Source organism: Mesorhizobium sp. M0768, assembly GCF_040320195.1.
GTDB lineage: Bacteria > Pseudomonadota > Alphaproteobacteria > Rhizobiales > Rhizobiaceae > Mesorhizobium.
Map to the genome: position 1 here is coordinate 32296 of NZ_JAMYPD010000039.1, position 12461 is coordinate 44756.

7 protein-coding genes, 1 tRNA gene and 4 pseudogenes are annotated in these 12461 nt (G+C 59.1%); 9 read left to right on the forward strand and 3 right to left on the reverse strand.

The annotated features are described in order from the left end of the window. Positions 1 to 109 precede the first annotated feature (109 nt). Both NKI08_RS30185 and NKI08_RS30190 read left to right on the forward strand, forming a co-directional pair. Positions 110 to 817: a hypothetical protein gene (locus NKI08_RS30185; protein WP_352774655.1), complete on the forward strand. Its 708-nt coding sequence runs from the start codon at positions 110 to 112 to the stop codon at positions 815 to 817. Next, a pseudogene (locus tag NKI08_RS30190) lies at positions 783 to 1009 on the forward strand (DUF2274 domain-containing protein). The gene NKI08_RS30185 and the pseudogene NKI08_RS30190 overlap by 35 nt, the downstream one beginning before the upstream one ends. 29 nt (positions 1010 to 1038) lie before the next feature. Here NKI08_RS30190 and NKI08_RS30195 read toward each other — a convergent pair. Continuing rightward, entirely contained in the window at positions 1039 to 1926 is an 888-nt protein-coding gene (locus NKI08_RS30195) for a LysR family transcriptional regulator (protein ID WP_352774657.1), read from the reverse strand. A 298-nt stretch (positions 1927 to 2224) separates the two neighbouring features. After that, on the reverse strand, positions 2225 to 4933 hold the full coding sequence (locus NKI08_RS30200) for a calcium-binding protein (protein WP_352774659.1): 2709 nt from the start codon (positions 4931 to 4933) through the stop codon (positions 2225 to 2227). Positions 4934 to 5643: 710 nt separating this feature from the next. Here NKI08_RS30200 and tnpC point away from each other — a divergent pair. From tnpC to NKI08_RS30235, 7 genes and pseudogenes are all read left to right on the forward strand, one after another. Further along, a pseudogene (tnpC, locus tag NKI08_RS30205) lies at positions 5644 to 6355 on the forward strand (IS66 family transposase); the annotation flags it as partial. A 280-nt stretch (positions 6356 to 6635) separates the two neighbouring features. Further along, a tRNA-Gln gene (locus tag NKI08_RS30210) sits at positions 6636 to 6710 on the forward strand. A gap of 30 nt (positions 6711 to 6740) precedes the next feature. Beyond that, positions 6741 to 7172 (forward strand): hypothetical protein, encoded by a 432-nt coding sequence (locus NKI08_RS30215; RefSeq protein WP_352774661.1) that lies wholly within the window; start codon positions 6741 to 6743, stop codon positions 7170 to 7172. Positions 7173 to 7226: 54 nt separating this feature from the next. Then, positions 7227 to 7607: a hypothetical protein gene (locus NKI08_RS30220; RefSeq protein ID WP_352774663.1), complete on the forward strand. Its 381-nt coding sequence runs from the start codon at positions 7227 to 7229 to the stop codon at positions 7605 to 7607. Between the two features lie 3 nt (positions 7608 to 7610). Further along, positions 7611 to 8473 (forward strand): annotated as a pseudogene (locus NKI08_RS30225) (site-specific integrase). A gap of 12 nt (positions 8474 to 8485) precedes the next feature. Then, positions 8486 to 9615: pseudogene (locus tag NKI08_RS30230) on the forward strand (IS91 family transposase). Between the two features lie 325 nt (positions 9616 to 9940). Further along, entirely contained in the window at positions 9941 to 10255 is a 315-nt protein-coding gene (locus NKI08_RS30235; RefSeq protein ID WP_352774665.1) for a DDE-type integrase/transposase/recombinase, read from the forward strand. Here the strand turns inward: NKI08_RS30235 and NKI08_RS30240 are convergent. Further along, a complete protein-coding gene (locus NKI08_RS30240; protein WP_352774666.1) occupies positions 10225 to 12015 on the reverse strand; it encodes a hypothetical protein in 1791 nt (596 codons plus the stop codon). The genes NKI08_RS30235 and NKI08_RS30240 overlap by 31 nt on opposite strands. Positions 12016 to 12461 lie beyond the last annotated feature (446 nt).

The window sequence follows — 12461 nt, forward strand, 5'->3', positions numbered from 1 at the left end:
GTATAGATATGCACGTGCACCGCACTTGCATCGCACGTGCGGCGGCTGGCCGGAGTGCGCCAACACTCCAGTCCGCCTGACCACATCCCAAGCTGATGGAGCTCGGATCATGGCTGATTCCGACAATACCACGACTCTGCCTTACGTCACCCGCAGGCGAGTGCTTGAGGGAACAGTCGTGGCCACCACCGCGTGGACGCTCGAAGGCAACGCGCCCGCAAGCGGCGCCGGCAGCACGAATATGCGTTCTGATCCTGCCCTGGCGCTTTGGCGGGAATGGGAGAGAGTCCACAAACAGACCGAGCGGCTTTGCCGCAAGCAGCAGCGTTTAGAGACAAGGCTTGTTGAGAGCGTCGGCTTTCCTTGTGTGACCCTCCGCGTGCCCGAAGGTGAGCAGGTGACGGTCCACTCGATCGAGGGGCTCAATGAAGTGCTCGGCAACGGGCCGGATACGGCCGCTCTCCGAGAGAAGGCCGAAACTGAGTTCGCAATGCATCAAGCACGCTGGAATGCGGCGGCCGAGGAGACAGGTTACACCGCTGCGCTCAGGGCCGAACGCGAGGCTTGCGACCGGGCGAAGGATCTTCTGGGAGCCTTCTCAACCACCCACGCTACGACTCTCGCTGGCGTGGCCGGCAAGCTCGATGCCGTGCTGCGCGAAGGCGAGGCATGGGAGGAATGCTCCGAGTTCCCCTGGCCACAAATCCGTTCAGCGCTCAGCGACCTGGTGCGCATCGCCGAAGGCTTTGGTGCTGACCGGGTGCGGCGCCGAAGGATCCGTCATGACCAAGCTGAAACTCTCCGCCGTTCCCGATGACCGTCCGGTCAAGATCACGGTCGAACTGCCCGGCGCCGTTCATCGCGATCTCGTAGCCTATGCTGAATTGCTCGGCCGCGAGACCGGACAGATAGTCGCCGATTCCGCAAGCTGATAACGCCGATGCTGACCCGATTCGTGACAACGGACAGAGCCTTTGCCAGAGTTCGACGAGCCCTGAAGCGGGGATGACTTTTCGGGTCATTGTGGTCGGACGGCCGTCAGGGCGAATACCGATCACGCAGGAACTCGATGAACATCGGCAGGGCAGGATTGGCGTTGTCCAGGCGCCAACGGGCAAAATTGCAGATCTGGATTGGCTTGCCCCCGATCCGCAGCTTGCGGCAGGCGACACCTTCAGGAACATTGTTGGCATCTCCGTCATGGATCAGAGCGACTCCCAGACCGTTCCCGACGAGGCGCAGAAGGATGCCCGCACTGACGTGATGTTCCACGATTGCGGGAAGCTGCACGCCATTTCCCACAGCGTCGGCGAGCAGAAATGCTTCGCCCCTACGCACGAGCAGCGTCTCTTGGCCCAGCTCCGACCACTCGATCACCGGGCGGGTTGCCAGAGGATGATTTGAAGCGAGAACGACGGCTAGGGTGTCCTTCCACAATCTCAGTTCGAATGCGCCGCCAGTGGATTGGGAGGAGGAAATGACGGTAACGTCGACCTCCGCCTCGCGCCGGGTAGCCCCAGGTGCAGGGTGAGACCCTTCGATCAAGCTGATGGTCACATTTGGATGACATTTCCCGAAATCGATGACTGCATCCAGCGCTCGCCCGGCGAGGATGAGTCCGCTGGAGCCGATGGAAAGCCTTTGCTGTTCATCTTTGATGCCGGTCCTGGCCAGGGTGAGAGTATTGTCCAGTTCGAGTAGCACGGAGCGCAGACGATCCAGGAAACGCTCGCCGGCCGGGGTTGGACCAACGCCGCGGGCATGGCGATGAAATATCCTCGTCCCCATCGCGTGTTCGAGATCGCTTATGCGCCGGCTGAGCGCGGAGTGATCGATCCCGGCGCGCCGGGCCGCGCGCAGAAAGCTGCCCTCCTCGGCGACCACAAGCGCATAATTGAGTGTCGCGAGTTGAATGGAGCTCCGCATGTCTGCTCAAGGTCAAGGCAGCGATAAATTGCGGACATTCGAGCGCTTTTGATGCCGGCGGACTATCCCCAGATATCAGTATTGACACTGAGTGAAACCATCCCGGTTTCTTCTAGAGGCAGGATCACGAGGACAAGGACGATACCACTCCATTTTGGAGCGAGCCTTTATGGAGGGGACGTTGCACTCCAGGAGGAGAGCACAACCAGACCCGGTCACTTTGCTTGGAAAATCCGGTGCTTGAACAAAGATAAGGCGGCGGACCGTCTCGAATTGAAGGTCCGCCGTTCCGGGTTGTTCAGATCACAAGGAACGAACCTGCCGTAAGCGACAGACCTGGAGAGAGAGTGGCGAACTGTATTTGAGCTGCGCCACCGATCCCGTCGCTGTCGAAAGAGAGCGCTCCGGTTGAACTGTTGTAGATTATATGGTCGGAGCTATCATGCGCAGCCGTGCCAGCAAAGAAAGCGTCGGATGAAAGGCCGCCCAATTTAAGCCCGGCAAAAACGGCGTCGTCGAGCTGGATCTTGTCCTGGAGCTTGTTGAAGTCGGTGACCTTGTCGATATTGCCGGCTCCAAGAGCGCTGTTGAACACGAAGGCATCATTGCCTCCGTTACCGGTCAAGATGTCAGCACCGCCGCCACCATTGATGACATTGGCGCCGGCATTGCCCTGGATGGTCTGGGCAAAGGTGTTGCCGGTCAGGTTGATTGCAGACGTACCGGACGGGCTGGTGGTGGCGAGAAGCTCGATCTGTGAACTGGCCGAAAGCGCATGGCTCACAGCAGCGAACACCCTGTCGGTACCGCCGCCGACCGCCTCGTAAACTCTGTCGCCGGCATTGTCGACATAGTAGGTGTCGTTGCCGCCATAGCCGGTCATCGTGTCAGCGCCGCCGCGGCCGTTGATGACATTGGCGCCGGCATTGCCCTGGATGCTCTGGGCGAACTCATTGCCGGTAAGGTTGATTGCCGATGTGCCGGATGGATACCTTGCGGCGAGAAGCTCGATCTGCGAGCCGGCCGAAAGCGTATGGCTCACCGAAGTGACCACCCTGTCGGTGCCGCCGCCCACCGCCTCGATGACCTTGTCACCGGCATTGTCGACATAGTAGGTGTCGTTGCCGCCATAGCCGGTCATCGTGTCGGCGCCGCCGCCACCATTGATGATGTTGGCGCCGGCATTGCCCTGGATGGCCTGGGCGAACGCATTGCCGGTCAGGTTGATGGCCGTCGTGCCGGACGGATTGCTGGTGGCGAGGAGCTCGATCTCGGAGCCGACCGCAAGGGCATGACTTACGGAGGCAAGTGCTTTGTCGGAGCCGCCGCCCACCGCCTCGATCTCCTTATCGCGGACATCATCGACATAATAGGTGTCATTGCCACTATAGCCGATCATCGTATCGGCGCCACCGCCGCCGTTTATGATGTTCGCGCCGGCATTGCCCTGGATGGTCTGGGCAAAGGCGTTGCCGGTCAGGTTGATTGCAGACGTACCGGACGGATTGGTGGTGGCGAGGAGCTCGATCTGCGAGCCGGCCAACAGGGCGTGGCTCACCGAGGCGAGCACTTTGTCGGTACCGCCGCCCACTGCCTCGAACACCCTGTCGCCGGCATTGTCGACATAGTAGGTGTCGTTGCCGCCATAGCCGGTCATCGTGTCGGCGCCGCCGCGGCCGTTGATGACATTGGCGCCGGCATTGCCCTGGATGCTCTGGGCGAACTCATTGCCGGTAAGGTTGATTGCCGATGTGCCGGATGGATACCTTGCGGCGAGAAGCTCGATCTGCGAGCCGGCCGAAAGCGTATGGCTCACCGAAGTGACCACCCTGTCGGCGCCGCCACCCACCGCCTCAATCACCCTGTCGCCGGCATTGTCGACATAGTAGGTATCGGGGCCGCCATAGCCGGTCATCGTGTCGGCGCCGCCGCCGCCGTTAATGACATTGGCGCCGGCATTGCCCTGGATAGTCTGGGCGAACGCATTGCCGGTCAGATTGATGGCCGTCGTACCAGACGGGCTGTTGGTGGCGAGAAGTTCGATTTCCGATCCGGCCGCAAGCGCATGACTTACGGAGGCGAATGCTTTGTCGGTACCGCCGCCCGCAGCCTCGATCTCCTTGTCGCGGATGTCATCGACATAATAGGTGTCATTGCCGCCATAGCCGATCATCGTGTGGCCGCCGGCGCCGTGGAACACATCGTCGCCGCTGGTGCCATACAAGGTGTCGCTTGTGTCGACTGGAGGCGGTTCGGTCCCAGTCGTTGCGAGGTTGTGCTCCCGGAAAACGGCTTGTAGTTCCGGAGAGCTCTCTAATGCGGTGTCGCCGTTCTGCGTTCCCCATTTGTAGGTGTAGTCGAAGGCAGGTGACGGAACCAGCTTGGCCCAATGATCGATCATGATTTGCATCTGTTCGGCGGTGGGCATGACCTGTCTGCCGCCGTCGGAAGTCTCCCAGTTGCCGCCGCCGAAGGCCTGATAGACCGGAACGATGTTGCTGATCGGGATGCCGGATTTCACCGCTGCAGCCACGGCTCGGTCGATCATGTCGTAGTCGACCGTGTCCGTTCCCGTGCGCACCGGATAGGGGTCTATTCCAAAATAGTCGATATGCGTGTTGGCCGGATTGTAGGTGTTGGTAAAATCCGGATTGGTCGGGGATCCCATGTTCATCATGGTGATGAAGGTCTTGGCGCCTGGAAAATGCTCATGGATCCAGTCGGATTCCGCCTTCAGGTTCTCGGCGGTTGCATAGGTACCCCACCTGCCCGTGGGATCGGGCTCGTCAACCAGATAGAACCCAAACACATTCGGATTGCCGAGGAAGGGGGTCATTTTCTCGATGAAGGATGCGGTTACGCCCTCATGCTCGTTGAGGTACACCAGGCCTTTCATGCCGTCAGGCAATGCGTCGACCAGCGAAACATACTGAACGTCAGCCAGATTGAAGCCGGCGGTTGCGATTTCGGTGGCAGAACCACCCGATGCATAGTGCAGAGTTGCCATCCATAATCCCTCATTTTGATTCGATAGCGCCCCGCGGATGTCTGCCTACTAGAGGGTGTATATTAGCGCCAAATCACATACCTGCAGGCTCTGATAGAATGGTTGATCGCCAATAGGAATGCTGCACGGAAGGAGTAACCTCCATGGGCATAATAAATAAAGAACAAGCAATATTATTTCGCCAGGGCCGTAGCTTTAGCCGTATTATCTGGTTAGATTGAAAGACATATAGTTTAATGTCTAAATTATACCACCTTGCATTTCTCTGAAATAAACTTGTGAATTATGTTCCTATCTAACTGTTCACCCGCGCATCGAGAGATCAGACAGACGTTCACCTAAGAGCCAGACCCCTCCACAGTCTCACTCCCGCAACCAATTAGTTGTGGATAATTCGTAGGCGTCCCCGCGTTCGTCGCGTGAAATCGTTCGGCAGATCAGGTTGCCGGCATCGGTACGGTCGAATTCGGCTTATCCGCTGGTCGCAAGGAGGCAGGTTCTGCAGGGGACAATTGTGACTGAGATGCGGTTCAACCAGAATGAACTGCACGATCAAGTAGGCTACCGTCCAGCTCAGACTCACGACCAGCTCCGTCGGCATCTCGCCGACTTAGTTGAACCGGCAACTTCGAGAAGGCTGAAGACCCTCAAGGTCCTAATCCCCGAGAATCAGTTGCTGCTGGGCTCGAAGAGGCCGAGCAGATTAGGTGGCCGACGAGGAGGAGAGCGAGCGGGCAGGTTCCACGGAACATCAGGCCCGTGTCGCCAAGTGGCGGGCGAACCGCGGCGCGTTGCCCTCCCATTCGCCGCGCGCAGAGATGGTTGTCCGACATCGAGGACCATGCCTGCCCGTGCTGCCGCAATGGCCTGCGTCGCATCGGCGAAGACGTGAGCGAGCGGCTCGATATCGTTCCGGCGCAGCTGCTTGTGATCGTCGTGCGCCGGCCCAAATATGCCGTGCCTGACCGGACGTGGTGATCCAAGCTCCCGCACCCGCCCGGCTGATCGAGGGCGGCCCTCCGACCGAAGCGACAGTCGCCCAGGTCCTGGTCTCAAAATATGCCGATCATCTGCCGCTCTATGTCAGGCGCAGATCTACGCCCGGCAGGGCATCACTTTCGATCGCTCCACGCTCGCCGACTGGGTCGGCCGCCGCGCCGCCTGGTATCTGCGTTCGGAGCATGGGCGGTTGCTTGGCAAGTTGAAGCCTTGCCAAAACTCTTCGCTGACGAAACCACCGCGCCGGTGCTCGATCCCGGCTACAGCAAAACGAACACTGGGCAGCTCTGGGCCCATGCTCACGATGACCGACCATGGAGTGGCGGCGACTCGTCGGGTGTCGCCTATGCCTATGCGCCGGACCGAAAGGCCGAGCGTCCAATCGCCCATCTCGCTGGCTTCGGCGGCATCCTGCAAGTCGACGTGTGTAGACGCCCCGGAGAATGCAAGCAAATTCGGGTGCTGACGTGTGTCCAGCCTCGTAGAGCGACTTCAAGAGGTCGCATGCCATTATGGAATTCGTGGATCGGATCCAATTCGCTACGCGTGTCGGACGTCGGTGATCAAGCTCTGATGCGCGGGTGGCTACCGCATTCCCAATTGTCCGTCGGGGCTGTTCCTATCTTAGTGCAGGGTTTCTTGGCATTGAGCTTTGCGCCGGCTCGTCCTATAAGGCCGCGCGCAGCGGACACATTCCGGCTGCTGGGGCGTCGCCAAGTGGTAAGGCATCGGTTTTTGGTACCGACATTCCCAGGTTCGAATCCTGGCGCCCCAGCCATCGCGCAAATTTGTCCAACCCGGAGACATAGTGGACTGCACCCCTTGGGTGAGACACAAAAAGGGTAACAGTTCTCCGCAAGGAGGACTGATAGGGAAAGAGGATTTGGGGCGACGGTTCCAGTCGCGAGTTGAAGCTTGCCGCGGGGCAGCGCATGCATGGCGCAAGCTATCGCGGGAACTCGGCGAGTCGCGCAAGGGTTTCTATCAGTGGCAGAAGCAGTTTCGCGTTGACGGGTCTTCGGCGCTGCGTGGTGCTGGGCGTCAGCGCGTCGAAGCGGTGCGGCTGCAAGCAAACGATCCTGCAGTGCCTGCGCCGTCGGATACGTCTGACGAGCTGTCGCAGGCATTGGCTCGCATCGCCGATCTGGAGCTATTGGTCGGACAGAAGACCGTCGATCTCGATTTTTCAGCAAGCCTTGCAGCACGTCGGGGAAGAACGCCAGCAGAGCGGCGCGCCTAGCGGGACGGCATCTACACGGTCTTCCAAGCGATGATGGCGTCCGGGCTGCAAGGCGTGATCGGGATCGAGCGGATGTGCAGGCTCGCGGGCGTGAGCCGCGCGGGCTACTATCGGCATTGGCAGGTATCGTCTCCACGCCGTGAGGAGACAGGTCTGCGTGATGTGATCCACCGCCTGGCGCTGTCCAATCCGCATTACGGCTATCGCCGGATTGCCGTGCTGCTCGGCCGCGAGAGCTGGCGGGCAAACCACAAGCGCGGTGCTGCGGCTGATGTGCGAGGACAATCTGTTGTGTCTGTGCAAGGTAGGTTTCGTGCCGATGACGACGGATTGAACGAAGGCGCTGCCGCGGCATTTAGTGCGAGGGTTTGCGGAAGACGCTTCTGTTTTGAAGGATTGCGGCTGTTGAAGCGCAATCTTGAGAACAGGAGATGAGAGATGGCCGAGTTGAGCCCTCTGCGCCGTCGCATGATCGAGGACATGACGGTCCGCAATCTGTCGCCGGCAACGCAACGATCCTACATTCACGCGGTGGCGAAGTTTTCCCGGTATTTTGGCCGATCGCCCGAGCGGCTTGGCCTTGAGGATGTCCGCGCCTTCCAGGCGTATCTCATTTCGACCGGGATATCGTGGCCGGTGCTGAACCAGACGGTGTGCGCGCTGCGGTTCTTCTACGGCGTGACGCTTGGCCATGCCGATATCCCGGAACGCATCGCCTATGCCCGCGCACCGCGTACGCTGCCGATGGTTATGAGCGCCGATGAGGTCGTTCGCTTCCTCGAAGCGCTGCCGAGTCTGAAGACGCGCATGGCATTGACCACGGCCTACGCGGCGGGACTTCGCGCCTCCGAGACCGTTGGCCTGAAGGTCGGCGACATCGACAGCGAACGCGGTGTAATCCTGGTCAAGCGGTCAAGCGTGGCAAGGGCGGCAAAGACCGTTATGTGATGCTGTCGGCGCAGCTGCTTCGGATTCTTCGCGTCTACTGGCGGCTGGCAAAGCCGAAGGATTGGCTGTTTCCGGGTCGCGACGCAAATCGCCCCATCGATGTGCAGGTTCTTTATTCGGCCTGTCGTTGTGCGGCCGCCGGGATCGACAAGCGCGTGACAGTCCATACATTGCGACACAGCTTCGCCACGGACCTCCTGGAGAACGGCACCGATATCCGCATCATCCAGGTTCTGCTCGGCCACAACTACCTGTCGAGCACGGCGCGCTACACGAAGGTCTCGAACGGCCTCATCCGGCGGACGGAAAGTCCGCTCGACCGGCTGAAGCTGGAGGTGGTGCCTCCCGGCTGAGCTGGCCTCGCCATGTCGGCGAGACCGGAGGTGGCGGACGTCTTCCGCCGCCACGGCGAGCAATATCGGCAGGCCAATGACGGCCATCTCGGCGGGTCGAGCGCCGCACGATGAGTGCGATCGAACTGTGCCGCACCTCTGAGCTTGGTGGCCATGTCGAAGGATGTCGGTCCTGCGGCACAATCTGCATCGCCTACAATTCCTGTCGCAACCGGCATTGCCCGAAGTGCCAGGGGCAGGCATGCCGGGAATGGCTTGCCGCGCGCGAGGCCGAACTCCTGCCGGTGCCCTATTTCCACGTCGTATTCACCGTGCCGCGCAGATCGCTGCGATCGCGTTCCAGAACAAGGCGGCAATCTACACGATCCTGTTCAAGACCGCGGCCGAGACGTTGCGCACGATCGGCGCCGACCCCAAACATCTGGGAGCCGAGATCGGTCTCATCGCGGTGCTGCATAGCTGGGGCCAGAACCTGCACTACCATCCGCACCTGCACTGCATCGTGCCGGGAGGTGGCCTTTCGCCCGACGGCACACGTTGGGTCGCTTGCCGGCCGGGGTTCTTCCTGCCGGTGCGCGTCCTGTCGCGCCTGTTTCGGCGGCTCTTCATGGAGCAACTGCTGGCCGCCTATGACGCAGGGTCGGCTGAGTTTCTTCGGCGACCTCGCCGAACTGGCAGGGCTGGTCGTCTACGCCAAGCCGCCGTTCGGCGGGCCGCAACAGGTGCTGACCTATCTCGGCCGATACACCCATCGCGTCGCAATCGCCAATTCCCGGCTCGTCAGCATGGCCGACGATCGGGTCGCGTTCCGCTGGAAAGATTATCGTCATCGCGGCAAGGCAAAGGTCATGAAGCTCGACGTTCACGAGTTCATCCGGCGCTTCCTGCTGCACACCCTGCCGGATGGGTTCCACCGCATCCGTCATTACGGCTTCCTCGCAAACGGTCATCGCGCCACAGAGCTTGAACTGTGTCGGAGGCTGCTGGACGCGCCAACAGGAAGCCTATCTCACGCCGCCCATGGTGATGCCGCCATCTCGGAAGCACGGCGATGCCCCTGTTGCGGCGGTCAGATGATCACGCTCAGCATCTGGCGGTGTGGAGACGCATCTCCGCACCGCTTCTGCAACGACACGTCATGATTGCGCCAAACGCCTCAGGAACACGGAAGTTCAGCACCGGCCGTCACGCGCGCCGGCAATCCCCTGTCGACCGACGCCATGCAACACGACAAGCTGGATCGATGAGCGGCACCCTTGGCGGCAACATCATACCGGACCATCGGCACAACGCCGTCGCTGGCGCCATCGACGAGCGTCCGGCTACCAGCGAACATGGCGTTCAACAGCCATTCGTCAAAAGCCCAGCACAGTCGGCACCGCCACAATCCCCATAGTGCCAGACCGTCCCGCGGCTTCGCTCAATCCGGAATGAGGTCCGACGCCGAGCGCGCCCGACCCATCGAGCATGCGGACCTCACAGAAGCCTCCAGATTCCAGCCATGGCTGGCGGGTCGTTCCCAATCTGGCACGAGGCCTCCAACTGACCGACATCGACCAACTCTGGGTCGTCGACATCACCTATGTCAATCTTGCCGAGGAGTTCGCCTATCTGGCGATCGTGCTTGACGGCTACAGCCGCAAGGTCATCGGCTGGGCAATGGCAACCGCCGACCGGGTGGGCAAATGCTCGATCTCAGCGGTCGCCAGGGTCAACTCCTCGACCCCGCCGCGACGGCAAGGCGATCAGGGTCAGTATACCATCAGGTCTTTGGTGGAGTAGATATCGCCTCGGATATCAACAATCAGCCGCTTTTCCGATACCACCGATGTGCTAGTCGCACGAAGCGCCAATTTTCCTGAATTATTCAGAAACGTTGCGTCAGAAAAGTCCCCAATATAGGAAGAGACATCTGAATCTGTTGAAAAGTTTTCGCCGTCGAACGCCAGGTTTAGGCATTTGTAAAAGCAGTTGTTATTGTTGTTAAGCCGTACCGAGACGCGGGCTAGAAGCCTTGTTGGCATATCCATTAAATCAAATATTTCAGTTCCATTACCTGCGTGATTGAATATTATTGGAAATTGAAGGTGTCGGATTATAACACCATGATTCATCACAGTTCCGACATATTGTAGGACTGATCTAGGTACGGAATTCGTGACAATACTTTCGATCTCACAATTGTTTCCAGAACGGATGAGGGTATGGCAATCCGTTGCCAAAATATCTCCGCATACAATCGCACCGTACGCTAAGTTGGCAGCAAAGTCACAGTCTTTCGCATAACCGTTTCGAATATTGCAAACTTCATTTGCCGATCCCCCGCCAATGTTGAAGCCGTATTCGAAGCCATGTACGCGAACGTTCGAAAAGTTGCATGCCGGTGCCGAGCCGTGCTCTGTGGCTAGAACGTAGATACCATAGAAGCCAGTGTTGGAGCCGGTTGGATGATTAGGATGATCTTTATTGTGCTTGACGACGAAATTTGAGACGTTGATGCCGTCCGATGGTCCTTGGCCCTTACTTTCCGCGGAGCGGGAGATGTAGAGACCGTGGTCGATCGTTTCGCGTACTGTTACATTCGAAATCTGGCCTTCCCGTTGCTCGTCCTCGATATGGATCGCCTCGCTCCGCGTGAATTTGATAATGCTGTCTGCAAACAGCCACCCTTTTGTGCCGGCGACGCTTAAGCCGAACCCAGAGCCGGCGAAGGTCGATCCGACCCCAGTACCGAGAATGTCACCTATTAGGATGAAGTTTTGAGCGTTCCCATCGAAATGGTTGAGCGCGATCACGTCGGCTCGATCCGAATACATGAAAGATGCACTAATTATGACATCACGCAAATCTGTCGATTCTGCGTCATCAGAGACAAAACCGTAGGAAGCGCCTATAACATCTGCACCATTGATGACTATTTTGCCGCTACCATGCGAGTTGGCCCTAATGCCTTGCCCGTCAATCGACTCAACGCGGCCACTTAGTTTCCAAAACTCTGTATTGTCTGCAATATTTATCACAGGAGTTACGGCGCCGGAGTCGATTACTCGCTCAAACATTTCAGCATTGCTGAAAGAATTGACGGTCTCGACTAAATAGCGTTTGGAGGTAGCTGAGCGAAGAGCAATAGCGGTTTGAACCGCCGCATCATCATCCGTGATCCCGTCTCCGACGGCGCCCAGCATATCCGCGGAGGAGTCTTGCCCCTCCGCAAGCTCCCACCACGCCCCGTCGTCGGTCTGGAATTTCGCGGCATGCGACGGCTCAGACAACACCTTCTTGTACAGCGCTCCTCCGCCGTCGCCTGCGGCGCTGAAACCGTCTACTCGAAGGGTGTTAACGCCCACTGGAACCGATAGAGCTGACATGCTGGCAACAGTCGCGTAGACCGGCGCACCACCTTGGCGGAGAGTGCCAGTTGCAGGGCTCCCGCCCCAGCACGACCCGGACTGCCGGGTCCACCGAGAATACAGCGGCAACGCAGCCATTGCGCCTGCAAGCGCTGAGATTCCGGAAAGGAAGAAACGACGGCTGGCTCTCATGGACGTTCCAGACATTCTTGCTTGCTACATTCACCGGGCGATCCCGTCCGCGCTCTCGCTTTCAACAGGTTGTCTATTCAGCCCTGAACACAAGCGCACGTGCAACCAAACTGTTAGGTCGCCGAGAACAGAGGGACATTCATAAGAATGCTTTCCTGAAGGCGAAAGGTGGAGAGGAATGGATCGAGTGGTCATGGACTTGGCTTGTCGTACTGGAAGCACCGCTCTGCGGCAATTCAACGATCAAAGGCTGCTGGGACGAGATCGAGTATCCCTGAGTGCGCCGAGCGACACAAGACCCTGGCTTACAGACGTGGCTTACAGAGCCCGGCTAGTCAGTGTCGATAGTGTTGAAGAAGTCGGCGATGAAGCCGTGGATCCACTCGCACCGAAGCGTCTTGATTAAGGTCGACGCGACCTCCTCGCCTTAAGTGGCTCGGACGTTT

What these genes read in the sequence shown, in the direction of transcription:
- NKI08_RS30195 (WP_352774657.1), bottom strand. Translation starts at nt 1,926, where the DNA reads ATGCGGAGCTCCATTCAACTCGCGACACTCAATTATGCGCTTGTGGTC.
- NKI08_RS30200 (WP_352774659.1), bottom strand. Translation starts at nt 4,933, where the DNA reads ATGGCAACTCTGCACTATGCATCGGGTGGTTCTGCCACCGAAATCGCA.
- NKI08_RS30185 (WP_352774655.1), top strand. Translation starts at nt 110, where the DNA reads ATGGCTGATTCCGACAATACCACGACTCTGCCTTACGTCACCCGCAGG.
- NKI08_RS30240 (WP_352774666.1), bottom strand. Translation starts at nt 12,015, where the DNA reads ATGAGAGCCAGCCGTCGTTTCTTCCTTTCCGGAATCTCAGCGCTTGCA.
- NKI08_RS30235 (WP_352774665.1), top strand. Translation starts at nt 9,941, where the DNA reads ATGCGGACCTCACAGAAGCCTCCAGATTCCAGCCATGGCTGGCGGGTC.